This is a genomic window from Paraplanobispora siamensis (assembly GCF_016863175.1).
GTDB lineage: Bacteria > Actinomycetota > Actinomycetes > Streptosporangiales > Streptosporangiaceae > Planobispora > Planobispora siamensis.
The window spans coordinates 1-24,118 of the sequence record NZ_BOOJ01000021.1 but is presented as its reverse complement, the minus strand read 5'-3'; the positions used below and the strand labels follow the sequence as shown (position 1 = coordinate 24,118).

Sequence of the window (24,118 nt, the reverse complement as noted above, 5' to 3'; positions counted from 1 at the left end):
TCGTCCGCATGTCCTGACAAAGTCTTGACGATGCCCGGAGCGTCGCTTAGAACTGGAGACCAGCCGCTCTCTCCGCCGGAGGCATTATGCGCGTCGGTTTGCTGGGTCTCGGACGCATAGGGGCGTTCCACGCGATGACGCTGGCGGCGCACCCCCGCGTCGACGAACTGGTGGTGGCCGACGAGGACGAGGAACGGGCCGCCGAGGTGGCCGCCGGACTGGGGGACGGGGCCAGGGTGGGCGACCCCTTCGAGGCCGAGGCCCTGGTGGTGGCGACCCCCACGGCCACCCACGCCGGGCTGCTGCTGCGGGCCTGCGCCGCGGGGATCCCGGTGTTCTGCGAGAAGCCCGCCGCCGCGGACGTGGACGACACGGTCCGGGTGCTGGAGGCGGCAAAGCAGAGCGGGACGGTCGTGCACATCGGCTTCCAGCGCCGCTTCGACGCCGGTTACGCCGAGGCCCGCCGGGCCCTGCGCGCAGGGGAGCTGGGGCAGCTGCACCGGGTGCACCTGATCACCGCCGACCCCCGCCCGCCCGCCGCCGGATACATCGCCACCTCCGGCGGGATCTACCGCGACTGCCACATCCACGACTTCGACATCCTGCGCTGGGTCACCGGCCGGGAGGCCGTCAGCGTCTACGCGACCGGGGCCAACCGCGGCGAGGAGTTCTTCGCCGAGGCCGGGGACGTCGACAACAGCGCCGCCCTCATCACGATGGACGACGGCACGCTGGTCACGCTGCAGGGCTCCCGCTACAACGGGGCCGGCTACGACGTGCGGATGGAGCTGGCCGGCACGCTGCGGACCCAGGCGGTCGGCCTCGACCCGCGCGCCCCGCTGACCAGCGCCGAGGGCCTGCAACCCGGCGGGGAGCCGTGGCCGGACTTCGCCACCAGGTTCGCCCCCGCCTACGTGGCCGAGCTGGGGGCCTTCCTGGCCGCCGCCCGCGGGGAGATCGACAGCCCGTGCACCGTCGAGGACGCGCTGGCCGCCCTCTACATCGCCGAGGCGGCCGACCTGTCGCTGCGGCAACGGCGGGCGGTCCGGGTGGCGGAGGTGGTCAGGTGAGCGGGCCGGAGCGGCAGGCGGGCGGGGGCGCGATCAGGACGGCCGGCGCCCCGATCTCCTGGGGCGTGTGCGAGGTCCCCGGATGGGGACGGCAGCTGGACCGCTCGCGGGTGCTGGCCGAGATGCGGGACCTGGGCCTGACGGCCACCGAGCTGGGCCCGCCCGGCTTCCTGCCCCCCTCGCCGTCGCGGTGCCGCGCCCTGCTGGGGGAGTACGGCCTGCGCGCGGTCGGCGGGTTCGTCCCCGTCGTCCTGCACGACCCCCGCCACGACCCGCTCCCCGAGGTCCGCGCCACCATGCGCGCCTTCCGGGACGGCGACGTCGACGTCGTCGTGCTGGCCGCCGCGACCGGCGGGGAGGGCTACGACGCCAAGCCCGTCCTGGACGCCGACGGCTGGAAGACCCTGCTCGCCAACCTGGCGCTGATCATGCGCAACGCCAGGGAGTTCGGCCGCACCGTCACCCTGCACCCGCACGTCGGGACCATGGTCGAGACCGGGCCGGAGGTGCAGCGGGTGCTCGACGGCAGCGCGGTGCCGCTCTGCCTGGACACCGGCCACCTGCTCATCGGCGGCACCGACCCCGCCGACCTGGCCCACCGCGCCGCCGGGCGCATCGCCCATGTCCACCTCAAGGACGTGGACGCCGGGACGGCCGATCGGGTGCGGGCGGGCGAGCTGACCTACACCCGGGCGGTGCGGGAGGGCCTGTACCGCCCGCTCGGACGCGGCGACGTGGACGTCGCGGGCATCGTCGCCCGCCTGACGGCGGCCGGCTACGGCGGCTGGTACGTCCTGGAGCAGGACGTCGTCCTGGGGCCCGGGGCCGCCGCGGACGACGATCCCGCGTGGAACGTCCGGGAGAGCCTGGCCTACCTGGAAGGGCTCTCATGACGACGGAGGGCTCCGCGCCGGCGCCCGAGGTCCTGACCATGGGACGGGTCGGCGTCGACGTCTACCCGCTGCAGGTGGGGGTGTCGCTGCGGGAGGTGGAGACCTTCGGCAAATACCTGGGCGGCAGCCCGACCAACGTGGCCGTGGCCGCCGCCCGGCTGGGCCGATCCAGCGCCGTGATCACCAGGACCGGGGCCGACCCGTTCGGGCTGTTCATCCATGACGCGCTGCGGGGGTACGGCGTCGACGACCGCCACGTCACCGCGGTGCCCGGCCTGCCCACTCCGGTGACGTTCTGCGAGATCCGGCCGCCGGAGGACTTCCCCCTGTACTTCTACCGCTATCCCAAGGCCCCCGACCTGGAGATCCTCCCCGAGGAGCTCGACCTGTCCGCCGTGGCGGCGGCCGGGCTGTTCTGGGCGACGGCGACCGGGCTGTCGGCGGAGCCGTCGCGCAGCGCGCACCTGGCCGCCTGGCGGGCCCGGGCGCGGGCCCGGCACACGGTGCTGGACCTCGACTACCGGCCGATGTTCTGGACGGACCCGCGGGAGGCCCGAGACCAGGTGCGCGGCGTGCTCGGGCACGTCACCGTCGCGGTCGGCAACCTCGACGAGGTCGAGGTCGCCACCGGCACGCGCAAGCCGTACGAGGCGGCCACGGCGCTGCTGGAGGCGGGCGTGGAGCTGGCGGTCGTCAAGCAGGGCGGCGGCGGGGTGCTGGGCATGACCGCGGGCGAGACCGTGGAGGTGCCGCCGGTCCCGGTCGAGGTCGTCAACGGGCTCGGCGCGGGCGACGCCTTCGGCGGGGCGCTCTGCCACGGCCTGCTCGAAGGCTGGCCGCTGGAGCGCACCCTCCGGTTCGCCAACGCGGCCGGGGCGATCGTGGCGGGCCGGCTGGCCTGCGCGCCGGCCATGCCCACGGTGGAGGAGGTGCTGGACGTGCTCGGCGCGGCCGGGACACCGGCCGCTCCGGGCGGGGACCGGCCGGATGCGAGGCGAGGGGGCGAGCGGTGAGCGGGTCGGGGGCCGAGAGATCTGGAGCCGAGGAGATCGCGGGACTGCGGGAGGCCGACCACCGCAGGCTGCTGGAGACCAGGGCGCGTCACCCCTGGCGGATCGCCGAGGCGGCCGCCGCCCGGCGCAGGCGGAGCCTGCTGGAGGAGCGCGACCAGGTGCTGATCATCGCGGCCGACCACCCCGCCAGGGGCGCGCTCGGCGTCGGCAACCGGCCGCTGGCCATGGGCAGCCGGATCGACCTGCTCCGGCGGCTGTGCGTGGCGCTGGCCAGGCCGGGCGTGGACGGCCTGCTGGCCACCCCCGACGTGGTCGAGGACCTGCTGCTGCTCGGCGCGCTGGACGGCAAGGTCGTCATCGGGTCGATGAACCGGGGCGGCGTGCAGGGCACCGTCTTCGAGTTCGACGACCGCTTCACCGCCTACGACGCCGGCACGATCGCCCGGATGGGCCTGGACGGCGGCAAGATGCTCTGCCGGATCGGCGTCGACGAGCCCGCCACCGCCGCCACGCTGGAGGCCTGCGGGCGGGCGGTCACCGAGCTGGCCTCCCGCGGGCTGGTCGCGATGGTCGAGCCGTTCTGGTCGCGCCGGGTGGACGGGGCGGTCACCCACGACCTGTCGGCCGAGGGCGTCATCCGCTCGATGCACGTCTGCCAGGGCCTAGGCGCGACCTCGGCGCACACGTGGCTGAAGATCCCGGTCGTGGACGGCATGGAACAGGTGATGCGCGCCACCACCCTGCCCACGCTGCTGCTGGGCGGCGACCCCGGCGACGCGCCCGACCTGGCGTACGCCGCCTGGCGCAAGGCGTTGCGGCTTCCCGGCGTCCGGGGGCTTGTGGTGGGCCGGGCGTTGTTGTACCCCTCCGATGACGACGTGGCAGCGGCGGTGGACACCGCGGCGGCGATGCTGGAGGCGACATGAGCAGGCGATCACACAGACGCGGCGCACTGCCGCCGCGTCCCGGCCGGTCACGGCGCGGGGAGGGGACATGACGCTCATCCCGGCCGGCAGCACCGCGCTGGCCCCCTGGGCGTTGTGGCTGACCCCCGAGTCGGCCGGGTGGACCTACTGCGGGCTGCGCCTGCTCAACCTGTCGGGCGAGAGCGTCGAGTTCACCACCGGCGGCGAGGAGATGCTGGTCCTGCCGATGTCGGGCTCGTGCGTGGTCGAGTGCGACGGGGTGCGGATCGCGCTCGACGGCCGCACCTCGGTCTTCCACGCGGTCTCCGACTTCGCCTACCTGCCGATCGAGTCGACCGTCCGGATCACCGGCGAGGGCCGGTTCGCCTTCCCCTCCGCCCGCGCGTCCCGGCGCCTGCCCGTGCGGTACGGCCCGGCCGGCGAGGTTCCGGTGGAGGTGCGCGGCGCCGGGCAGGCCAGTCGCCAGGTCAACAACTTCTGCTCCCCCGAGGCCTTCGAGTGCGACAAGCTCGTGGCGGTCGAGGTGCTGACCCCCGGCGGCAACTGGTCGTCCTACCCGCCGCACAAGCACGACACGGCCTCCGAGCACGAGGCCGTGCTGGAGGAGATCTACTACTTCGAGGGCGGCCCCGGCTACCAGCGGGTGTACGGCACGCACGACGTGCTCGCCGAGGTCTCGTGCGGTGACGTGGTGCTCGTCCCGCACGGCTACCACGGCCCGTCGATGGCGGCCCCCGGCTACGACCTGTACTACCTGAACGTGCTGGCCGGGCCCGCCGACGAGCGGTCGATGGCCTTCTGCGACGACCCCCGGCACGCGTGGGTCCGCTCCTCCTGGGCGGACCAGCCGGTCGACCCCCGGGTCCCCATGACGGGTCCCGTGACGGGCCCGATGACGGACACGGTCAGGCGGCGCTGACCCCGCTCCGGGCCGCGCGGCCCGGAGCCCCGGCTCTCCCCGAGGAGGCACGATGAGGCTCACGGTGGCACAGGCGCTGGTGCGCTTCCTCGCCAGTCAGTGGTCGGAGCGCGACGGCGCCGAGCAGCGGCTGGTCGCGGGCGTCTTCGGCATCTTCGGTCACGGGAACGTGGCCGGCCTCGGCCAGGCCCTGGCCGAGCGGGGCGCGGGCACCGGTGACGCGCTGCCGTACTACCTGGCCCGCAACGAGCAGGCCATGGTGCACACCGCCGTCGGCTACGCCCGCGCCCGCGACCGGCTCTCGGCCTTCGCCTGCACCACCTCCATCGGCCCCGGCGCCACCAACCTCGTCACCGGGGCGGCGCTGGCCACGATCAACCGGATCCCCGTCCTGCTGCTGCCCGGCGACGTCTTCGCCACCCGCGTCGCCAACCCGGTCCTGCAGGAGCTGGAGGACCCGCGCTCCTACGACGTGACGGTCAACGACGCCCTGCGGCCGGTCTCCCGCTTCTTCGACCGGATCAACCGGCCCGAGCAGCTGCCCTCGGCGCTGCTGGCCGCGATGCGGGTGCTGACCGACCCGGCCGAGACCGGCGCGGTCACGCTGGCGCTGCCGCAGGACGTGCAGGCCGAGGCGTACGACTGGCCCGAGGAGCTGTTCGCCCGGCGGGTCTGGCACGTGGCCCGGCCGGTGCCCGAGCCGGCCGCGCTGGAGCGGGCGCTGGAGCTGGTCCGCGCCTCGCGCAGGCCGCTGGTCGTCGCCGGAGGCGGGGTGATCTACAGCGGGGCCGCCGGCGCGCTGGCCGCCTTCGCCGAGCGGCACGGGGTGCCGGTGGCCGAGACCCAGGCGGGCAAGGGCGCCGTGCCGTACGACCACCCGTGCTGGGTGGGCGCGGTCGGCCACACCGGCACCGCCGCGGCCAACGAGCTGGCGCGGGAGGCGGACCTGGTGATCGGCGTCGGGACCCGCTACAGCGACTTCACCACCGCCTCCCGGACCCTGTTCGGGCGGGCCCGCTTCCTCAACGTCAACGTCGCCGCCTTCGACGCGGCCAAGCACGCCGGGGAGATGCTCGTCGCCGACGCCCGCGCGGCGCTGGAGGCGTTCGGGGCGCTGGGGGACTGGCGGGCCGAGGCGGGATGGACCGGCCGGGCCGCCGAGCTGGCCCACGGCTGGCACGAGCAGGTCTCCCTGGTCACCACCGGGGAGGAGCTGACCCAGCCGGTCGTGCTCGGCCTGGTCAACGAGGTCGCCCAGGACGGCGTGGTGGTCAACGCGGCCGGGTCGATGCCCGGGGATCTGCACAAGCTGTGGATGACGCGCGGGCCCGGCGCCTACCACGTGGAGTACGGCTACTCCTGCATGGGCTACGAGATCGCCGGAGGGCTCGGGGTGAAGCTCGCCGCCCCGGAGCGCGAGGTGTTCGTGCTGGTCGGCGACGGGTCCTACCTGATGATGGCCCAGGAGATCGCCACCGCCGTGCAGGAGGGCGTCAAGCTCGTGATCGTCCTGGTGGACAACCGCGGCTTCGCCTCGATCGGCGGACTGTCTGAGTCCGTCGGGGCGCGCAGGCTCGGCACCGCCTACCGCGTCCGCGGCGCCTCCGGGCAGCTGGACGGCCCGTTCGTCCCGGTCGACCTGGCCGCCAACGCGGCCAGCCTGGGCGCCGAGGTGCTGCGCGCCGACGACCCGAAGTCGCTGCGGGCGGCGCTGACCGAGGCCCGCGAGTCCTCCCGCACCACGGTCGTGTACGTGGAGACCGTCCCCGGCCCCGCCCCGGCCACCACGGCCTGGTGGGACGTGCCGGTCGCCGAGGTGTCCGGCGAGGAGGAGGTACGGCGGGCCCGCGAGGCCTACGAGACGGCCAAGCGGGACCAGCGGCCCTACCTGTGACGTACCCGGCGCCGATGATCGGCGCCCGACCCGGTGGGCGTTCCCGGTGACCGCTACCCCTGACGCGCCGCGGTCCCGACGGTCCGGGGCTGGAAGCCCCCGGCCAGGAACACGATCAGCGCCACCAGGACCGCGGCCGGGATGAACGCCACCCGCACGTTCACCAGATCGTTGATCGTCCCGACCGCGGCGGCGCCGACCACGAAGCCGACGTAGTTGAACAGGTTGACCCGGGCGATCGCCGTCTCGGCGCCGGCGCCCAGGCGGCCGGCCGCCGAGAACGACTGCGGGGCGATGATCGACAGGCCGATGCCGACGAGGCCGAAGGCGATCACGGCCACCACGACGCCGGGGGCGACGACGATGCCGGCCATGCCCAGCGTCGCGATCACCGCGCCCAGCCGGACCACCGGGGCCGGGCCGTACCGGCGCACGGCGAGGTCCCCGGGGATCCGCGCGAGGAGCATCGCCGCCTGGTAGGCGAAGTAGGCGAAGGGCACCAGCCAGCCGGTCGCTCCCAGGGCGCCTTCCATGTAGACGGTGCTGTAGTTGGAGACCGCCGCGTCGCCGACGTAGAGGAAGGCCATCGCCAGGCAGAGCGGGATGATCGGCCGCCACGGCACCTTGGCCGCGACGTCCACGGTCCCCGCGGCCTGGGCGGCGCGCGAGGTCTCCCGCTCCTCCGCGCCGCTGTAGAGGCGGGGCAGCATCGCCAGCGAGATGACCGCGCCGATCACCACCGGGACGGAGAACGACCAGGCCAGGTCCACTCCGAGCGCGCTGAAGAGGGAGTTGATCCCGGCGCCCAGCATCGATCCGACGCTCCACACCGCGTGGAAGCCGGTCAGCACGCTCATGCCGTAGGTGCGCTCGACCGCGACCGCCTGCATGTTCATCGCCGCGTCGACCGCCCCGACCGCCAGCCCGAAGGCGGCGCTGAGCGCGTACAGCCCGGCCAGGCTGCCGTTCCAGCCCTGCAGGATCACGACGGCGCACACGGCCAGCTGGGAGATCCTCAACACCGGGGCGCTGCCGTACCGGGCGGCGAGGAATCCCGCGGCGGCGCTCCCGACTCCCGCGATCACCGGCACCAGCAGCAGGACCAGGGTGAGATCGCCGTCGCTCAGCCCGAACTTGTGCTGCAGGTCGGCCACATGGGTCAGGAGGGTGGCGAAGCACAGGCCCTGGACGAAGAACGCGGCCCAGGTGGCCACCCGTGCCTGCTTGTCACGCGGGGTCGGCACCACGACCTCCATGAACATGAGGGGGGTTCAAGTTTCCGTCAGCGTAGGGGCGCCGTTCCCGGGGGTCAATGGCCTCGTGCGAGGCCGTGCCGATCCGCTCGGACAGGTGATGGGAGGGCTTATCGTCGAAGGGTGGACTCCTTCAGGCCTCCCGCGATCCGTAAGAACACCGCAGAGCCGAAACCCGCCGACCTGAGGGCGGGGGACACCGACCGTGAGCAGGTGGCCGTGGTCCTCAACGACGCCCTCGCCGACGGGCGGCTGAGCCACGACGAGCACGAGGAACGGCTGGAGAGGCTCTACGGCGCCCGCACGCTCGGCGAGCTCACCGCCCTCATCGCCGATCTCGTTCCGCCGGAGGAGCAGCCGCTGCAGACGGACGTCCGCCCGGTGACGGCCTTCTTCGGCTCGGAGAAGCGCTCGGGCCGCTGGGTGGTCCCCACGCACTTCACCGCCACCGCGATCTGCGCCAACGTCACCCTGGACCTGTGCGACGCGCTGCTGCAGTCCAGGCACGTGACCCTCCAGGTCACCGTGATGGGCGGGACGCTCACGCTGATCGTGCCGGAGGGGGTCCGGATCGAGATGCCCGCCTCGGCGTTCCTGGGCGGCAAGAAGAACCAGGTGCCGTCCTCGCCCGACGGCCCGGTCATCGAGATCACCGGCGTCGTCTCCATGGGCAACATCGTCGCCAAGTCGCCCAAGCGCCCCCGCCGTTCCTGGTTCCGCCGCTGACCCGCCCCCGCCCGGGGGTCTCCACCGGGCGGGCGCGGGCGCGGGTGCGGACGCGGGCCGGGGGCCTCAGCCGGTCCGGCCAGCTCGGCCGGTTCGGCCGGTTCGGCCGACTCAGCCTGCGGTGTCGAAGTTGATCGCGCTGTAGGCGCGGAGCTTCCAGAGCTGGTGCTCGCTCTCGATCTTCCTGATCGTGCCGGACCGGCCGCGCATGACCAGGGAACTGGTCACCGCGTGCCCGCCGCGGTAGCGCACGCCCTGCATCAGCTCGCCGTCGGTGATGCCGGTGGCCGCGAAGAACACGTCGTCGGACCTGACCAGGTCGTCGGTGGTCAGCGTGGCGTCCAGGTCGAGCCCCGCGTCCAGCGCCCGGCGGCGCTCGGCGTCGTCCTGCGGCCACAGCCTGCCCTGGATCACGCCGCCCAGGCACTTGAGCGCGCAGGCCGCGATGATGCCCTCGGGCGTGCCGCCGATGCCGAGCATCAGGTCGATGCCGGTGCCGACGCGGGCCGCCATGATCGCACCGGCCACGTCACCGTCGGTGATGAGCTTGATCCGTGCGCCGGCCTCCCGGATCTCCCTGATGATCTTCTCGTGCCGGGGCCGGTCGAGGATGACCACGGTGACGTCCGAGGGCCCGCACCCCTTGGCGCGGGCCACCGCGCTGATGTTGTCGGCGACCGGCGCGTTGATGTCCACCGCGGAGGCGGCCTCGGGGCCGGTCACGAGCTTGTCCATGTAGAAGACGGCAGACGGGTCGTACATCGAGCCGCGCTCGCTGACCGCGATGACCGAGATCCCGTTGGGCATGCCCAGGGCGGTCAGCCGGGTGCCGTCGATCGGGTCGACGGCCACGTCGCACTCGGCACCGCTGCCGTCGCCCACGGACTCGCCGTTGTAGAGCATCGGCGCGTTGTCCTTCTCCCCTTCGCCGATCACCACCACGCCGTTCATCGAAACCGTGTTGATGAGCTGACGCATCGCGTTGACGGCGGCGCCGTCGGCACCGTTCTTGTCGCCGCGTCCCACCCAGCGGGCCGCGGCCATCGCGGCGGCCTCGGTCACCCGGACCAGTTCGAGCGCGAGGTTGCGGTCGGGCGCGTGCTCGCCCGTGGCGAGGGCTGCGGGGACGGACGTCTGCTCGGACATGGCGGAAAGCCCCTCTCGTGGATTACGGCAATCGTAGTTGTCCCCTCCTTGCCAGGCCGCGGAGGATAATGTGTCCCAGCACGAGCAGCGACACGGAACGGTTGGTGACGAGCGTGACTGCACGGACCTCCGAGCGGGGCGCCGCCACGCGCGTCTCGCTTCTGGCGGCGGCCAGGGACACCTTCGTCGCGAGCGGCTTCGCCGAGGCCGGGGTCACCGACGTGGTCGCGCGGGCGGGCGCGAGCGTGGGCAGCCTCTACCACCACTTCTCCGGCAAGGCCGATCTCTATCTGACGCTCTTCGACGAGTTCCAGAACCGCCAGGCCCAGCGCACCAAGCAGGCGGTCCAGGCGGCCAAGGCGGACGGCGAGACCGACCCGATGCGGCTGTTCGTCGCCGGCGCCCGCGCCTATCTCGAAGGCTGCCTGGCCGAGCGTGAGCTGGCCGCGCTGTTCCTGCGCGGCGACGGCCCGCCCGGCTTCGAGGTCATCATGCGCGACCGGCTGCGCCAGTGGGCCAAGCGCAACGCCGCCCTGTTCGAGGACGACGAGGGGGCGCTGGTCGTGGTCCTCACCGGAGCCCTGGCCGCCGCGGTCTCCGAGGTCTCCCTGTCGGAGGACGAGACCGCCTCCCGCAGGCTCGCCGAGGACGCCCTGGCCATCATCGGGCAGATCCGCCGCCCCTGACGCCGCCATCCCCGGCGCGGGACCGGCCCTCCGGGCGGGTAGTCTCGCCAGTCGTGCAACGCTTCACTCAGGGTTTCTACGGCTACGTCGTCGCGATGGCCGTCTGCCTCGTCGGCGTCGGGGTCTTCCTGTTCGTCACTCCGCAGAGCAGGACCGAGCGCATCCCGCGGGTCGACTACTCGTTCGACGTGGCCAACCTGCGCCGCGACGCGCCGTTCCCGGTCTGGACCCCCGAGCCGGTGCCGGCGAACTGGATCCCCAACAGCTCCCGGGTGACGAACCAGAAGGGCGTGGTCACCTGGCGGCTCGGCTTCGCCACGGCCAAGCGCAAGCACGCGATGCTCGTCCAGAGCGACGAGAAGCCCGCGGCCGGCTTCGCCAGCCGGATGGCCAACGTCAACCAGGCCGTCGGCAGCGTCCAGATCGCCGGCGAGACCTGGGAGCAGCGCTATCGCAAGGACAAGAACCAGCGCTCGCTGGTACGGCTCCTGCCCGGCTCGACCGTCGTCGTCACCGGCACCGCGGAGTGGGACGAGCTGACCGCCCTGGCCGGCTCCCTCAAGCAGCAGCCCCAGGCCACGGCCACCCCGTCGGCCACGGCCACGGCCACCCCTGCCCCCTCCGCCACGAACTGACGGCCCGGCCGCTCAGAAGGGCGCCTCTCCGGGGGCGGGCTGCCCGCGCTTGGCCATGGCCGCCGCGAGCTTCACCCGGGCGCCCTGCAGCCACTCCTCACATAGCGCGGCGAGCCTCTCACCCCGCTCCCACAGCTCGATCGACTGCTCCAGGGTCAGGCCGCCCGCCTCCAGACGGCGGACCACCTCGGTCAGCTCCTCGCGTGCCTGCTCGTACGAGGGCGTCTTCTCCTCAGCCACCCACCCACCTTATGGGGCGCGACCATGAAGATGAGAGCTCAGCGCCGCCCCCGGATCACCTGTCACGCCTCCAGAGCCTGCCGGTCGCCAGTTCGAGGAAGTGGACGCGCTCGTTCAGGGCGCTTCTGACGAGGAAGGGGCCCTGCTCCGACCAGCCGAGGCCGGCACCGAGGAAGTCGTCGCCGGCGAACACCGGGACGACGCCGTGCAGGCGTTCGCCGGTCGCCGGGTCGAAGGTCTCGACGCGCCCTTCAGGGCCCCGGATGACCACGAAGCGGTCTCCGTCCGGCCGGAGGTGGTAGGCGTCCTCGGGATCACCGTCCCCGGACTTCCTGATGGGAAGGCTCATCCGGGTCTCTCCCCGGTGGTCGAGCACGAGCACCCGGGACGCCGTCGTGGCCACGATCCCGCCCGCGTTGGGGTCGTGGACCCGCCGGACCCCGGGAATCGACATCGTGGCCCAGGTCGTGGTGCCGATGACCTGCGCGTCGTCCCCGGAGACGTACGGCGCGGCCTGCGGGAACGGTTCCCCGTTGACGAGCAGCGCCCCCGACAGCACGATCGCGGCGCCCGCGGGATGGAGGGCGCGGCCCTCGTGACGCTGATCGTCGTGCTCTTCCGCTCGGCCCGCCTGCCGTACCTGGTCGTCCTGCCCTTCGGGGACGAGACGGGGGAGAAGCTTGGGAGAATGGATCGATGAGTGTCCGCGACGCGACTCCCGACGACATCCCCGAGCTGGTCCGGCTGCGCCAGATCCTGGCCGACCGCATGGCGCAGGACGGCAGCTTCCCCGTCGAGAGCCACTGGCGGGAGGCCTACGCCGACAGCCTGAAGGAACGGCTCGGCACCTCCGACACCGCCGTCTACGTGGTGGACGCCCCGCAGGGCGGTCTGGCCGCCTGTGGGATCGGTCTCATTTTCGACCGCTTCCCCGGGCCGTACCTGCCCGACGGCAGGTACGGCTACATCCAGGGGATGACCACCGACCCCGGCCACCGGCGCCGCGGGCACAGCAGGGCCATCATGGGCGCGCTCATGGAGTGGTACCGGGCCCGGGGCATCCGCAAGGTGGACCTGCACGCCACCTCCGACGGGGAGCCGCTGTACCGGCAGTTCGGCTTCGTCGAGGACGGCTATCCCTCGCTCACGTGGCGGGCTTCTTCCTGACCTTCGGCGCCGGGGCGGACTCCTGCCCGGCCCCGGCTCCGGCGGGCTCCGGCTCGGCCCCGGCTTCCGCGGCAGGCGTCCGCTCCGCCTTCGTCCCCGCAGCGGACCCCCGCCTGGCCCTGGCCCCGGCGGCGGGCTCCCGCTTGGTCCGCGTTCCCGCGGCGGCTTCGTGCCTGACCGTGATCCGGTCGTCGGCGAAGCGGACCGTCAGCTCGTCGCCGGGGGCGACGTCGGCCGCGCGCCGTACGACGTCGCCGGACGGGCGCTGCACGATCGCGTAGCCGCGTTCCAGGGTGGCGGCGGGCGACAGGGCGACCAGACGGGCGCGCAGGTGCCCCAGGGAGTCCCCGGCGCGGTCCAGGGACCCGGTTAGCGCACGCCGGGCCCGGTCCCGCAACTGCTCGGCCTGCTCGGCCCGGCGCTCGATCTCGCGGACCGGGTCGGCCAGCGACGGCCGGGAGCGGACCGCCGTCAGCCAGGCCGTCTCGCGGTCCAGCCAGCCGGCGGTCACCCGGCGGCCCCGGTCGCGCAGCTGGCGCACGAGCGTGAGCTGCTCGCCGACGTCCGGCACGACCTTCTTGGCCGCGTCGGTGGGGGTGGAGGCCCGCACGTCTGCGACCAGGTCGAGCAGCGGGCTGTCCTGCTCGTGGCCGATGGCGCTGACCACCGGGGTACGGCACGCGGCCACGGCCCGCACGAGGGACTCGTCGGAGAAGGGCAGCAGGTCCTCCATCGACCCGCCGCCCCGCGCGATCACGATCACGTCGATCTCGGCGTCCGCGTCGAACTTCCGCAGCGCCTCGGTGACCTCGCCGACGGCGTACGGCCCCTGCACGGCGACCGGCTCGACCTTGAAGCGCACGGCGGGCCAGCGGCGGCGCGAGTTCTCCAGGACGTCGCGCTCGGCCGCGGAGTCGCGACCGCAGATCAGCCCGATCGTGCCGGGCAGGAAGGGCAGGCGGCGCTTGCGGTCGGCGCCGAAGAGCCCTTCGGCGGCGAGCACCTGGCGCAGCCGCTCCAGCCGGGCCAGCAGCTCGCCGACGCCGACCGGACGCATCTCCAGCGCGGTGAACGCGAAGGAGCCCCGGTTGACCCAGAAGTCCGGCTTCAGGTTCATGACGACCCGGGCGCCGTCCACCGGGCGGGGGACGGTCGCCTCGTAGACGCCGCGGGGGCAGGTGACCCGGGCGGACATGTTGGCCACCGGGTCGCGCAGGGTCAGGAACACCGTCCCGCCGCGTGCGGTCAGCTCGGTGATCTGCCCCTCGACCCAGACGGTGCCGAGCTTGCCGATCCAGCCGCCCACCATCTGCAGGACGGTGCGGACCGGCAGCGGCTGCTCCGGTGTGGTCTTCGCGCTCATGGCGAAGACCCTACGCGGACGCCGCACGCGTGGCGGGGGATTGCCTACGCGGAGCGGGGGATCACTGGCCGGCTTCGAGCTTGGTCAGGCGGTTCTCGAACATCCGCACCACCTCGGGACGCGCGCTGGTGGCCTTCTCGTAGGCGATCAGGTCCCTGATCTGCTCGGCGTTCTTGCCCCGCATCCGGGCGCGCAGCGAGGCCACGGTCAGCTCGGCGTACCCGGGCAGCGGCTCGGCGGGCACGCCCGCGACGCCGGCCTCGACGGCCTCGGCCGTCCCGGTCCCGCTCTCCGGCTTGGCCGCGGCCTTGGGGGTCTTGGCGGCCTTCGTGCTCCTGGAGGTCGTCGCGGCCTTCGGCTTGGCCGTCCTCGGCTTGGCGGGCCTGGTCTTCACGACCTCCACCGCGGCGGCGTCGGCAGTCTCGGGCTTGGCGACCTCGACCTCGGCTACCTCGACCTTCACGGCCGGCGGCGCGGCGATCTCGGCCGCGGGCTCCGGCTCGGCCTCGGCGGGCTTGGCCTTGGGCTTGGCGGGGGCGAAGATGACCGGCTCGGGCCGGGCCTTGGCGCCGTTGGCCTCGGTCGCGGCCGGCTCGGCCACCGGCTCGGCGGTGGCGACGGCGACGGGTTCGGCCACGGGTTCGGCCACGGGTTCGGCCTTGGTCTCCGCCGCGCTCTCGGGCTTCACCGGCTCGGGCTTCACCGTCTCAGCCTTCACGGGCTCGGGCTTCACAGCCACGGGCTCCGGCTCGGGCTTCACAGCCACGGGCTCCGGCTCGGGCTTCACGGCCGCGGGCTCCGGCTCGGTCTCGGCGGGCTTGGCCTTGGGCTTGGCGGGGGCGAAGATGACCGGTTCGCGGCGGGCGGGCTTGTCCTCGGCGGCCTTGTCCGTCTCGGCGAGCTGGTCGGTGGCCGTACGGGAGGTCTCCTCCAGCTCCTCGTCGTTGCCCGCCAGGCGCTTTAGCCGGTTGCGCACCCGGTCGCCGAGCAGCAGGGCCTGACCGACGCCGCTCAGCGCGGTCTGCAACATGTGAAGGGGGAGGTCCTTGGCCTTCCCCGCGACGGTGCGGAAGAGATCGGGGACTGACATTTCGTCTCCCTCGGGAGGTCTGTATTGGATGGCTTGTCTGGCATTCGGGGCCATTGCGAGGTCAAGGGGCACATGAGCGGAACCCATGGGCACTCCACGTAGCATAAGAACATGACTTCAAAGACCCGCGCGACCCGTCGTGTACTTGTGGCGAAGCCCCGTGGTTACTGCGCGGGGGTCGACCGGGCGGTCCAGGCCGTCGAGAAGGCCCTGGAGCAGTACGGCGCGCCGATCTACGTCCGCAAGCAGATCGTGCACAACACCCACGTGGTCAAGACGCTGGAAGAGCGCGGAGCGATCTTCGTCGAGGAGACCGAGCAGGTTCCCGAGGGCGCCATCGTCGTCTTCTCCGCCCACGGCGTCTCTCCGGCCGTCCACCGGGAGGCCGCCCAGCGCGGGCTGAAGACGATCGACGCCACCTGCCCGCTGGTCACCAAGGTGCACAACGAGGCCAAGCGCTTCGCCTCCCAGGACTACGACATTCTGCTGATCGGCCACGAGGGCCACGAGGAAGTCGAGGGTACCGCGGGCGAGGCGCCCGACCACATCCAGCTCGTGGACGGTCTGGCCGCCGTCGACTCCGTCAAGGTCAAGGACCCCGAGCGGCTGGTGTGGCTGTCGCAGACCACGCTGTCGGTGGACGAGACGACCGAGACGGTCACCCGGCTCAAGGAGCGCTTCCCCAACCTCATCGACCCGCCGAGCGACGACATCTGCTACGCCACCCAGAACCGCCAGGTCGCGGTGAAGGAGATCGCCGCGCAGGCCGAGCTGGTCATCGTCGTCGGCTCGGAGAACTCCTCCAACTCCAAGCGCCTGGTCGAGGTCGCCCTCGACCACGGGGCCGACGCCTCCTACCTCGTCGACAACGCCTCCTTCATCGAGGACGAGTGGCTCGACGGCGTCACCACCGTCGGCGTGACGAGCGGCGCCTCGGTCCCGGACGAGCTGGTCGCCGGAGTCCTGGCCCGCCTCGCCGAGCACGGCTTCGACGACGTCGAGGAAGTCCACTCCGTCGAGGAGAACGTGCGCTTCGCCCTCCCGCACGAGCTGCGCAAGAACCTCCGGGCCACGGCCGTCTGAGGCATCCCCTCTGAGGCATCCCCGTCGTACGGCGGCGCCGGGCGCCGCCGTACCGGCACTCACCGGGCCCGTACGGTGCTCATCGGGTTCGTGTGGCGCATCGGGTCATCGGGCTCGGTACGGCCCGCCGGGCCGGGAAGGTCACTGGCCCTCGCGCGGGGTGCCGTAGATCCGGGGCTCGAAATAGCCCTCGGGCTCGGGCGCGAAGCCGCTGTCGTCGCCGACCCTCGGGCGGGGCACGCCGGGGGCGTCGGCGCGGACCTCCTCGCGCAGCTCGCGGACGCACCGGGTCAGCCCGCGCCGCCAGGCGATGACCAGCACCAGGGCCGTGCCGGCGAACAGCCACGGGGCCCCGCCGGACATCGCGGTGAACATCCCCAGGCCGAAGGCCTGGACCGGGGAGGCAGCCGACAACGAGCGGACCGCCTCGGCGATCAGCGCGGCGATGAAGAAGATCAACGGTGGGGAGACCACCAGCGAGAGCAGGTCGCGCGGGTTGACCAGGGACGCCGCGGCCACGCAACCGGCCACGAACGCCGCCCCGACCAGGGCGGAGGGCCCGAGCAGGGTGTGCAGCACGCTCCCCGCCAATGTGAACACCAGCATGGACGCCACCGCTCCCCGCGCGGTCAGCCGGATGCCGGATGCCCGGCTACGCTCGCTCATGCGACCACCTCGCCCGTCCCCCTCACAGCCGCCCCCGCGGTTTCCAGTGTCCGCCGCACCCCGGTTCCAGGAAACACCTTTCAAGGCAGGTCGTTGGCCAACTTACCGTTCAATCGGGAGATGAGGGATGAGCTTGGCGTGTCTTCTTCCAGCAGTTCCGGAGAGGTGAGCGCGCGGGGCAGGTCCTCGACCGTCGTGGGCCGCTCCATGTCGGTGTCGACCAGCCCCAGGTCGTTCAGCTTGCGGGCGCTCACCAGCACCCGCGTCTCCAGGGACCCGACCGTGCGGTTGTAGGCCTCCACCGCCCGGCTCAGCGAACGGCCCATCGTGTCCATGTTCCTGCCCATGGTGCTCAGCCGTTCGTACAGCTCCTTGCCCAGTTCGAAGACCGCGCGGGCGTTCTCGCTGAGCGCCTCCTGCTGCCAGGCGTACTGGGCGGTCCTGAGCATGGTGATCAGCGTGGTGGGCGTGGCGATGTGGACCCGCCGCCGCATGGCGTACTCCAGCAGGCCGGGGTCGCGCTCCAGCGCCGGCGCGAGGAAGGCCTCTCCCGGGATGAACAGCACGACGAACTCCGGCGCGGGGCTGAAGGCCTGCCAGTAGCCCTTGGCGGCCAGCCGGTCCACGTGCTCGCGCACGTGCCTGGCGTGGGCGTCGAGCCGGGAGGACCGGTGGTCGGGGTCGGTGGACTGCGCGGCCTCCAGATAGGCGGCCAGGGAGACCTTGGAGTCGACCACGATGTTCTTGCCGCCCGCCAGCCGTACCACCATGTCGGGGCGGAGCGCGCCGTCGGCGGTCGTCGCGTTCGCCTGCTCCTCGAAGTCGCAGAAGCGCTGCATGCCGGCGATCTCGGCGACCCTGCGCAGCTGGAGCTCCCCCCACCGGCCCTGGGCGTCGGGCCGCTGCAGGGCCCGGACCAGGGCGCCGGTCTGGTCGCGGAGCCGGTCGTTGCTCTCGCGGATGACGTCGATGTGCCGGGTCAGCTCGGCGTGCGCGGCGCGCTGGCCCGACTGGGTGTCGCGCAGCTGCGCCTCGACCCGGGCCAGGGTGTCCTTCAGCGGCTCGATCAGGTGCTCGACCGCCTGCTTGCGCTGTTCCAGCTCCCCGGTGGCCTCGGCGCGGCTGGCGGCCAGCCGGGTCTCGGCCAGCTCCAGGAAGCGCAGGTTGTTGACGTCCAGCGCGCGGGCCGACAGGGCCTGGAAGCGCTCGGCGAGCTGCTCCTCGACGTAGCGGACCTTCTCCTCGGCCGCCGCGGCGCGGGCCTCGGCCTCCGCCAGGCGGGTGACGGCGTCCGACGCCCCGGCCGACGCGCGTCCCCGGCCCAGCAGGAACCCGATCGCGAGCCCCGCCGCGAGTCCCACGGCCAACTGGAAGACGAGTGCCATGACGTCCATCTTTCGCATGATCCCAGGTATGGCGGCTCCCATGTGTCCGACACGCTTTCCGACTGACCCTCGTGTTCCGCTTGTGCGAACGCATCCGATCACTCAAAGTTTGATAGCGAACACGGAAAGTAGGGGGGCATCTGTGGGCACACGGGGGCTGGGGTCGAGGGCGGTGCCCGCGCTCGGGGTGACGGCCGTCGTCACGGTGGCGGTGGTCGCCGCGACGGGAGTGTTCATCGCCGGGCGCGCCGAGCGGGCGCACGAGGCGACGCGGGCGGCCGAGGCGGCCGCCGCCGCGCTCACCTGGAAGGAGGGGGCCTGCGTCGAGCGCGAGGGCGGCAGGTTCGCGCTGGTGCTCTGCGACGACGCCGACGGCAGGGTGATCTCGATGGTCGGCCTCCGCGCGCCCGACTGCCCCGTCATCACCGACGAGTTCGTCAGGATCACGACGCCTCCCGCCACGCCGGCCCCGAAGGAGCCGACATCGAAGGAGCCGACATCGAAGGAGCCGACACCGAAGGAACCGCCACCGGAGGCGCCGGCCTCGGAGGCTTCCGCTCCGCAGAAGGCGGACGCCGAGACGTCCGCCCGGCGGTCCGACCGTACGGCGTGCGTACGAAACCTCCGCGGCCCGCACCCCGGAGACCCGGGCCGGGGCGGGGGAGTGCTGCGGGCGGGTGACTGCCTGACGCTGCGCGAGGGGGAGCGGCCCTGCTCGGCCAAGGACTGGTACGGCAAGGTGCTGGCCGTGGTGGAGCGCAGTTCCGCCTGTCCCCGCAGGTCCCTGGACGCGATCGCCCTGGACGGCCGGGCGGTCGCCTGCCTGGGAGAGGGCGGGCGGGTGCTCTCCGTGGGCGACTGCGTGGCCAGGCCGGGAGGGCGGCTGGTGAGCCGCGAGGCGCTGGCGAAGGCGCCGTGCGCCTCCCGCCGCGCCTGGGCGAAGGTGACGGCCAGGGCCGAGGCCCGCGCAGACTGCCCCCGGGGCTCCGACCGCTATCTGCGGGTGCGCGACCCCGGGATCCGGCGTCCCGTGACGTGCCTGCGCCGGACATCCGGGCCGGGCGCCCGGTGACGTGTCTGCGCGGGACATCCGGCCGGGCGCCCGGTGATCCGCATGCGCGGGACGACGCGATCGGGTGCCCCGTGACCTGCCTGCGTCGGGCAGCACTGCGCGCTTCCCCGTAGACTCGGGTCACGTGAGCCTGAGCATCGGCATCGTCGGATTGCCCAACGTCGGTAAGTCCACGCTTTTCAACGCGCTGACCAAGACCGCCAACGCCCTGGCGGCGAACTATCCGTTCGCCACCATCGAGCCCAACGTGGGCATCGTCGGTGTCCCCGACCCGCGCCTGGAGAAGCTGGCCGAGATCTTCGGCTCCGCGAAGATCATTCCTGCGAAGGTCGAGTTCGTCGACATCGCCGGGCTCGTCCGGGGTGCCTCCGAGGGTCAGGGGCGGGGCAACCAGTTCCTGGCCAACATCCGCGAGACCGATGCGATCTGCCAGGTCATCCGGGTCTTCAGCGACCCCGACGTGACCCACGTGGACGGCGCCGTCGCCCCCGAGCGCGACATCGAGACGATCAACACCGAGCTGATCCTCGCCGACCTGCAGACGCTGGAGAAGGCGATCCCGCGCCTGCAGAAGGAGGCCAGGACCAACAAGGACCGCAAGGCCACGCTGGACGCCGCCGAGGCTGCGTCCAAGCTCCTCGACGGCGGAACGACGCTCTACGCCGGGGCCAAGGGCGCCGGCATCGACCCGGCCGACCTGCGCGAGCTGCACCTGCTGACGGCCAAGCCGTTCCTGTACGTCTTCAACCTCGACGCCGACGAGCTGGTCGACGAGGAACTGCGGGCCCGGCTGTCGGGGCTCGTGGCCCCCGCCGAGGCGGTCTTCCTGGACGCCAAGATCGAGTCCGAGCTGGTCGAGCTCTCCGACGAGGAGGCCCTGGAGCTGCTGCAGTCCGTGGGTCAGGAGGAGTCGGGCCTGTCGCAGCTCGCACGCGTCGGGTTCGAGACCCTCGGCCTGCAGACCTATCTGACGGCCGGTCCCAAGGAGACGCGGGCCTGGACGATCCGCAAGGGCGCGACCGCCCCCGAGGCCGCCGGGGTCATCCACACCGACTTCCAGCGCGGCTTCATCAAGGCCGAGATCGTCTCCTTCGACGAGCTGGTCGAGGCCGGCTCCATCGCCGCGGCCCGGCAGGTGGGCAAGGCCCGCATCGAGGGCAAGGACTACGTCATGCGCGACGGCGACGTCGTGGAGTTCCGCTTCAACGTCTAGCCGCTCACGGCGCGCGTCCGGCAGCCGCTCACGGCGTACACATGTCCGGCCCGGCCGGGTGGCTCACCGCCCCCGTCCGGGCCGGACGCGTCATGACCGCGGAAAGCGGTGGCCCTGCGGGACGCCCGGCTGCTTGCGGACGGTCGACCACGATCCGGACGCCTTGACGCTCACGTACCGGGTGCCGGATGGCGACGGCGCCGTCCCCCTGTGGCGGTCGGTGTCGGAGGCCGGCGGGTCGTGCAGGCGTCCGGAGGCGGTCGGCGCCCAGGCGGAGAAGCGGCCCTCCCCGCCATAAGTGATCTTCGCGATGCCGGGCCCGGTCGTCGCCGGGGGTCGGGGATGCGGACGAGGGGGAAGACGCGCATGATGTGCGCTCGGTGCGCAGCCGCTGACGGATCGGATGGGGATTCGGTCCGGCGGGGTCCGGTCCGCCGCGCGGGCGGGCCTTCCGGAGTCCGGCTCCGCCTGGACATCCGCAGGGAGGAGGCGCAGGCTGCGGATATGACCAGCAGAAGGAAGACACCGGAACCCGCCGATCGGTCCGAGCCGAGCAGCCTTCCTCTCCAGGTGCTGAAGGAGATGGACCCGGAGCTGGTGCGCAAGCTGCTCGACGCGCGAATCCGCCGCTCGTGGACGCTTCAGCCGTGCACGGGCTTCGATCCTCCGCCCGAGTGATCCGTACGGCCTCCGCCCGGTCGAGCCGTACGCGGTCCACGCGGCCCTCGCCTGGCTGAGCCGTACGGGATCCGTACGGCCGGCGCCTCCGCCCGCCCGGCGGGGGTGCCGTGGCGTGAGGGTCCGGTGACGTCACGTCACGCCGCCCTCAGCCGCCCCTTCTCCCAAAGGCGCAGGTCGAGACAGTCACGGCGCTCAATGGATAGCAAGGGATGGCGTTTGGGTAACCGGTCCCCGCGCTGGCCAGGAGTAATGTGCTGCGCTCATCGCCCTGAACGGTCCGGACCGCCCGGCCGCTCCCAGATCCGGTTTGCTCAGTGAGGGCGATGCCTGCAGCATGGGCGTGGTTTTCCTGGAAGAATCGGCAAGGCGGTTAGGGTAATTACTTCACCATGGCTAACGGGATCGGGAGTAATACGACACCGCGCCAACCGGGGGAATCGGCGCGAGCGGAGGCGTGATGGCTCGAAGGTCCACCGTCCAGCAGGATCCGCGGATCGCTGGCGACCCTGAGCTTTCGGCGTACACGGAGGAGTTCGACGATCCCGAGCGCGCCCCGGCGCGTGGGCGGACGCCGCGTCGCGGGCGCTGGTCCGGTGGCGGCGGGCGCTGGCTGGTGTGGACCGGTCGCGTCATTCTGTGGGCGTTAATAGTGGTTATCGTGGTAAATGGGGTCCGTGCACCTTTTGAGCGATTTACTCAGCAAGGAGCGGCGGAAGGAACCGCTTCCACCCCCACCGACCAGGGATTCCCCGTGACGGAGGCGACGTCTTTCGCCAGCCAGTTCGCGGCCGTCTACCTGAATTTCGACGCCGTCCGCGCGTCGGAGCGGGCCGGCCGCCTGGCCCCCTTCCTGCCCGACGGGGCCGAGCCGCAGTTCGGCTGGGACGGCCTCGGGAGGATGAGCGCCGGGGCGATCCAGCCGTACGACACCCGGGTCGTCGACGGCTCGAACGCGGTCGTGACCCTGATGTACCAGTCGGGCAACCGCCGGCAGCTGCTGTCCGTGCCGGTCTTCTACGACCCGCAGACCGGGCGGTTCGTGGTCTCGGGGCGTCCGGGCATCCTGCCGGCCCCGTCGGCGGCGAACCTGCCCGTGCTGCCCACGCCCGAGCGCGACGACGCCGTCGAGCGGGAGCTGCGCACTCCCATGGCCAACTTCTTCAAGGCCTACGCGGCGAGCGACACCGCCTCCCTGCAGCAGTACGCCGCCTCGGGCGTCACCCTGGAGGGGTTCGGAGGCGCGTTCACCTTCGTGGAGCTCAAGGACCTCGTCGTGCCGCTCGTCAGCGGCGCGACCCGGGAGGTGACCGCCACGGTGGTCTGGGGCGTGCCCACCGGAGCGGCCCCCTCCGCCGAGCCCACCCCCGGCGATCCGGGCGACATGAGCGGGAAGCTGGAACAGTCCTACGTCCTCACCGTGGTCGAGCAGGACGGCAAGTGGTTCGTCAAAGAGATCCGCGGCGCGGAACGGTCCGCGGGATGACGCATGATCGAACGGTGCCAGTCCGCAGTGAACAGAGCCCCCCTGATCGGCGAACCGGCGGTGAGGCGGCCGACGCGCGCGCGTCGCGCGCCCATGACCGCCGGAAATCGGCGATCATGAGCACGGAGGACGAGAAGTGACCCTGAAGACCATCCTGCTGAGCATGATCGATCTTGCTCAGCCGACCAACCCTCCGGCAGGTCCTACGGGGGGCGTGAACACCGAGGGCCTGGCCGACTTCCTGCGCCGGTTCTTCGCCCCGCTCTTCCTCGTCATCGTCTCTGTGGTGGCCCTGTTCTTCCTGTTCACGCGAGAGATCACCAGGTTCGTGCAGTTCATCATCCTGGCCATCGCGATCGGCGTGATCTTCTACGTGCCCAACATCATCGAGGTGACGGCCAAGGCGATCGCCGGCGCCCTGGGTATCACCGGAGGCTGAGACCGCACCCGTGCGGCCGGACATCGAGCAGCAGAAAGGAGGAGCGGGTGGATCTGCCCACTTATACCAATATCTGGCGAATTGAGAAGCGGCTCTACAAGCTGTACGACCTACGGCTGCCGATGCCGCTTCCGATTGTCTGGATCGGTGTGTTCGTGGGTGTGATGGCACCGTGGTCGCTCCTGCTGTGGCTGGTCGGTGTGCCCTTCCAGACTCCCTGGCACGTCCTCTACCTGGTTCCGCCGGGAGTGGTGACCTGGCTGTCCACCCGGCCGGTGATCGAGAGCAAGAGGCTCACGGAGCTGCTGCAGTCGCAGGTGCGCTACATGGGCGAGCCGCGGACCTGGTGCAGGATGGCCCCCGACGCGGAGCCCACGGAGATCACCCTCACCGGCCGGGTCTGGCGCGCCACCCCGCAGCCGGCCGCGCCGGTCCGGGTCAAGACCCCCCGCCGGGCACGCCACGCGCAGTCGAAGCGGGCGGTCTCGCCCTCGCGGACGGTCCGCCCCGCCGTGGCCGCAGCCGCCGCCGCGGCGGCCTCCGCCCCGGTCGCAGGTGACCGCGTGGTCTGGGGCACGGCCGTCGTCCCCCGCAAGGGCACCGCCCCCGCCCTCGGCCATGCCGCCCCGCCCGCCGACGTGCCCTCGTCCCCCTGGCCCGTTCCTGACGTACGGCACGCGGCTGATGTGCGGCCTGAGCCTGAGGCGCAGTCCGTCTCTGACGCGCGGCCTGTGCCCGATGCGCGGACTGCTTCTGACGTACGGCCCGCTGCCGATATGCGGCTTGCTTCTGAGGCGCAGCCCGTCTCTGACGCGCGTCCTGCGCCTGGTGCGCATCCTGCTCCTGATGCGCGGCCCGCCTCTGGCGTGCGGCCCGTGCGAGCCGACCGGCTCGTGGCCGGGAAGCCGGCCGATCCTGACAGGCGCGGCACGCGGGGTGACCGTCTCGTGGCGTCGGCACCGGCGACGGAGGGGACGTCTCCCGGCGCACGGCCGGAGGCGGGGAGTTCCGGCGTACGGCCGGAGGCGGGGAGTTCCGGCGTACGGCCGGAGGCGGGGAGTTCCGGCGTACGGCC

General features: G+C 72.6%; 25 protein-coding genes. 17 read left to right on the top strand and 8 right to left on the bottom strand.

The annotated features are described in order from the left end of the window. Positions 1-86: 86 nt before the first annotated feature. The 6 genes from Psi01_RS10635 to iolD all read left to right on the top strand — a co-directional run bounded on the left by Psi01_RS10635 (position 87) and on the right by iolD (position 6,715). Positions 87-1,070 (top strand): Gfo/Idh/MocA family protein, encoded by a 984-nt coding sequence (locus Psi01_RS10635; RefSeq protein WP_204063795.1) that lies wholly within the window; start codon positions 87-89, stop codon positions 1,068-1,070. After that, complete coding sequence (locus Psi01_RS10630; RefSeq protein WP_239127448.1) at positions 1,067-1,963, top strand: TIM barrel protein; 897 nt, start codon at positions 1,067-1,069, stop codon at positions 1,961-1,963. The genes Psi01_RS10635 and Psi01_RS10630 overlap by 4 nt, the downstream gene beginning before the upstream one ends. Continuing rightward, the gene (iolC, locus tag Psi01_RS10625) at positions 1,960-2,976 is read left to right on the top strand and encodes a 5-dehydro-2-deoxygluconokinase (RefSeq protein ID WP_204063794.1); all 1,017 of its coding nucleotides are present in this window, start codon (positions 1,960-1,962) and stop codon (positions 2,974-2,976) included. Before Psi01_RS10630 ends, iolC begins: the two co-directional genes overlap by 4 nt. Positions 2,977-3,020: 44 nt before the next feature. Next, positions 3,021-3,902, top strand: coding sequence for a Cgl0159 family (beta/alpha)8-fold protein (locus Psi01_RS10620; protein WP_204063833.1), 882 nt, complete (start codon positions 3,021-3,023; stop codon positions 3,900-3,902). 67 nt (positions 3,903-3,969) lie between these two features. Then, complete coding sequence (iolB, locus tag Psi01_RS10615) at positions 3,970-4,821, top strand: 5-deoxy-glucuronate isomerase (protein WP_204063793.1); 852 nt, start codon at positions 3,970-3,972, stop codon at positions 4,819-4,821. 52 nt (positions 4,822-4,873) lie between these two features. Continuing rightward, the gene (gene iolD, locus Psi01_RS10610) at positions 4,874-6,715 is read left to right on the top strand and encodes a 3D-(3,5/4)-trihydroxycyclohexane-1,2-dione acylhydrolase (decyclizing) (protein WP_204063792.1); all 1,842 of its coding nucleotides are present in this window, start codon (positions 4,874-4,876) and stop codon (positions 6,713-6,715) included. Positions 6,716-6,768: 53 nt separating this feature from the next. Here iolD and Psi01_RS10605 read toward each other — a convergent pair whose 3' ends face one another. After that, positions 6,769-7,959: an MFS transporter gene (locus Psi01_RS10605; protein ID WP_204063791.1), complete on the bottom strand. Its 1,191-nt coding sequence runs from the start codon at positions 7,957-7,959 to the stop codon at positions 6,769-6,771. Positions 7,960-8,091: 132 nt separating this feature from the next. Here Psi01_RS10605 and Psi01_RS10600 point away from each other — a divergent pair, with 132 nt between their 5' ends. Continuing rightward, positions 8,092-8,694: a DUF1707 SHOCT-like domain-containing protein gene (locus Psi01_RS10600; RefSeq protein WP_204063790.1), complete on the top strand. Its 603-nt coding sequence runs from the start codon at positions 8,092-8,094 to the stop codon at positions 8,692-8,694. Positions 8,695-8,805: 111 nt separating this feature from the next. Here the strand turns inward: Psi01_RS10600 and glpX are convergent, their stop codons facing one another. After that, positions 8,806-9,840 carry a class II fructose-bisphosphatase gene (gene glpX, locus Psi01_RS10595; protein WP_204063789.1) on the bottom strand — a complete coding sequence of 345 codons (1,035 nt, stop codon included), beginning with the start codon at positions 9,838-9,840 and terminating at the stop codon, positions 8,806-8,808. 68 nt (positions 9,841-9,908) lie between these two features. On the opposite strand from glpX, the gene Psi01_RS10590 reads away from it, so the two are divergent. Then, positions 9,909-10,526 (top strand): TetR/AcrR family transcriptional regulator, encoded by a 618-nt coding sequence (locus Psi01_RS10590; RefSeq protein WP_204063788.1) that lies wholly within the window; start codon positions 9,909-9,911, stop codon positions 10,524-10,526. 53 nt (positions 10,527-10,579) lie between these two features. Further along, complete coding sequence (locus tag Psi01_RS10585) at positions 10,580-11,161, top strand: DUF4245 domain-containing protein (protein ID WP_204063787.1); 582 nt, start codon at positions 10,580-10,582, stop codon at positions 11,159-11,161. Positions 11,162-11,173: 12 nt separating this feature from the next. Here Psi01_RS10585 and Psi01_RS10580 read toward each other — a convergent pair whose 3' ends face one another. Both Psi01_RS10580 and Psi01_RS10575 read right to left on the bottom strand, forming a co-directional pair. Continuing rightward, complete coding sequence (locus tag Psi01_RS10580) at positions 11,174-11,401, bottom strand: exodeoxyribonuclease VII small subunit (RefSeq protein ID WP_204063786.1); 228 nt, start codon at positions 11,399-11,401, stop codon at positions 11,174-11,176. A 55-nt stretch (positions 11,402-11,456) separates the two neighbouring features. Next, a complete protein-coding gene (locus Psi01_RS10575) occupies positions 11,457-11,960 on the bottom strand; it encodes a hypothetical protein (protein ID WP_204063785.1) in 504 nt (167 codons plus the stop codon). Positions 11,961-12,097: 137 nt separating this feature from the next. On the opposite strand from Psi01_RS10575, the gene Psi01_RS10570 reads away from it, so the two are divergent. Continuing rightward, positions 12,098-12,568 carry a GNAT family N-acetyltransferase gene (locus Psi01_RS10570; RefSeq protein WP_204063784.1) on the top strand — a complete coding sequence of 157 codons (471 nt, stop codon included), beginning with the start codon at positions 12,098-12,100 and terminating at the stop codon, positions 12,566-12,568. On the opposite strand, the gene xseA is transcribed toward Psi01_RS10570, so the two are convergent. Beyond that, positions 12,546-13,931 carry an exodeoxyribonuclease VII large subunit gene (xseA, locus tag Psi01_RS10565; RefSeq protein WP_204063783.1) on the bottom strand — a complete coding sequence of 462 codons (1,386 nt, stop codon included), beginning with the start codon at positions 13,929-13,931 and terminating at the stop codon, positions 12,546-12,548. The genes Psi01_RS10570 and xseA overlap by 23 nt on opposite strands. Before the next feature lie 61 nt (positions 13,932-13,992). Further along, positions 13,993-15,021, bottom strand: coding sequence for a DUF8129 domain-containing protein (locus tag Psi01_RS10560; protein WP_204063782.1), 1,029 nt, complete (start codon positions 15,019-15,021; stop codon positions 13,993-13,995). A gap of 111 nt (positions 15,022-15,132) precedes the next feature. On the opposite strand from Psi01_RS10560, the gene Psi01_RS10555 reads away from it, so the two are divergent. After that, a complete protein-coding gene (locus Psi01_RS10555) occupies positions 15,133-16,104 on the top strand; it encodes a 4-hydroxy-3-methylbut-2-enyl diphosphate reductase (protein WP_204063781.1) in 972 nt (323 codons plus the stop codon). Positions 16,105-16,245: 141 nt separating this feature from the next. Here Psi01_RS10555 and Psi01_RS10550 read toward each other — a convergent pair whose 3' ends face one another. Together Psi01_RS10550 and Psi01_RS10545 are read right to left on the bottom strand one after the other, a co-directional pair. Beyond that, entirely contained in the window at positions 16,246-16,770 is a 525-nt protein-coding gene (locus tag Psi01_RS10550; protein WP_204063780.1) for a DUF6542 domain-containing protein, read from the bottom strand. 80 nt (positions 16,771-16,850) lie between these two features. Then, positions 16,851-18,164, bottom strand: a complete 1,314-nt coding sequence (locus Psi01_RS10545; protein ID WP_204063779.1) for a DNA recombination protein RmuC — start codon at positions 18,162-18,164, stop codon at positions 16,851-16,853. Positions 18,165-18,297: 133 nt separating this feature from the next. Between Psi01_RS10545 and Psi01_RS10540 the strand changes: the two genes are divergently transcribed. The 6 genes from Psi01_RS10540 to Psi01_RS10515 all read left to right on the top strand — a co-directional run. Further along, the gene (locus Psi01_RS10540) at positions 18,298-19,227 is read left to right on the top strand and encodes a hypothetical protein (RefSeq protein ID WP_204063778.1); all 930 of its coding nucleotides are present in this window, start codon (positions 18,298-18,300) and stop codon (positions 19,225-19,227) included. Between the two features lie 124 nt (positions 19,228-19,351). Further along, the gene (ychF, locus tag Psi01_RS10535; protein WP_204063777.1) at positions 19,352-20,440 is read left to right on the top strand and encodes a redox-regulated ATPase YchF; all 1,089 of its coding nucleotides are present in this window, start codon (positions 19,352-19,354) and stop codon (positions 20,438-20,440) included. A 504-nt stretch (positions 20,441-20,944) separates the two neighbouring features. Further along, complete coding sequence (locus Psi01_RS10530; RefSeq protein WP_204063776.1) at positions 20,945-21,118, top strand: hypothetical protein; 174 nt, start codon at positions 20,945-20,947, stop codon at positions 21,116-21,118. Between the two features lie 754 nt (positions 21,119-21,872). After that, complete coding sequence (locus Psi01_RS10525; RefSeq protein WP_239127447.1) at positions 21,873-22,604, top strand: conjugal transfer protein; 732 nt, start codon at positions 21,873-21,875, stop codon at positions 22,602-22,604. A gap of 163 nt (positions 22,605-22,767) precedes the next feature. Next, positions 22,768-23,043, top strand: coding sequence for a hypothetical protein (locus Psi01_RS10520; RefSeq protein ID WP_239127463.1), 276 nt, complete (start codon positions 22,768-22,770; stop codon positions 23,041-23,043). Positions 23,044-23,090: 47 nt separating this feature from the next. After that, positions 23,091-24,118 (top strand): TcpE family conjugal transfer membrane protein (locus Psi01_RS10515; RefSeq protein ID WP_275424514.1); only part of this gene is annotated, 1,028 nt, incomplete at its 3' end.

Excerpts from the sequence above, each read along its gene's own strand:
- Psi01_RS10635 (WP_204063795.1), top strand. The coding sequence starts at position 87 with ATGCGCGTCGGTTTGCTGGGTCTCGGACGCATAGGGGCGTTCCACGCG.
- iolC (WP_204063794.1), top strand. The coding sequence starts at position 1,960 with ATGACGACGGAGGGCTCCGCGCCGGCGCCCGAGGTCCTGACCATGGGA.
- iolB (WP_204063793.1), top strand. The coding sequence starts at position 3,970 with ATGACGCTCATCCCGGCCGGCAGCACCGCGCTGGCCCCCTGGGCGTTG.
- iolD (WP_204063792.1), top strand. The coding sequence starts at position 4,874 with ATGAGGCTCACGGTGGCACAGGCGCTGGTGCGCTTCCTCGCCAGTCAG.
- glpX (WP_204063789.1), bottom strand. The coding sequence starts at position 9,840 with ATGTCCGAGCAGACGTCCGTCCCCGCAGCCCTCGCCACGGGCGAGCAC.
- Psi01_RS10590 (WP_204063788.1), top strand. The coding sequence starts at position 9,909 with ATGTGTCCCAGCACGAGCAGCGACACGGAACGGTTGGTGACGAGCGTG.
- Psi01_RS10570 (WP_204063784.1), top strand. The coding sequence starts at position 12,098 with ATGAGTGTCCGCGACGCGACTCCCGACGACATCCCCGAGCTGGTCCGG.
- xseA (WP_204063783.1), bottom strand. The coding sequence starts at position 13,931 with ATGAGCGCGAAGACCACACCGGAGCAGCCGCTGCCGGTCCGCACCGTC.
- Psi01_RS10560 (WP_204063782.1), bottom strand. The coding sequence starts at position 15,021 with ATGTCAGTCCCCGATCTCTTCCGCACCGTCGCGGGGAAGGCCAAGGAC.
- Psi01_RS10555 (WP_204063781.1), top strand. The coding sequence starts at position 15,133 with ATGACTTCAAAGACCCGCGCGACCCGTCGTGTACTTGTGGCGAAGCCC.
- Psi01_RS10550 (WP_204063780.1), bottom strand. The coding sequence starts at position 16,770 with ATGAGCGAGCGTAGCCGGGCATCCGGCATCCGGCTGACCGCGCGGGGA.
- Psi01_RS10545 (WP_204063779.1), bottom strand. The coding sequence starts at position 18,164 with ATGGACGTCATGGCACTCGTCTTCCAGTTGGCCGTGGGACTCGCGGCG.
- Psi01_RS10530 (WP_204063776.1), top strand. The coding sequence starts at position 20,945 with ATGACCAGCAGAAGGAAGACACCGGAACCCGCCGATCGGTCCGAGCCG.
- Psi01_RS10520 (WP_239127463.1), top strand. The coding sequence starts at position 22,768 with ATGATCGATCTTGCTCAGCCGACCAACCCTCCGGCAGGTCCTACGGGG.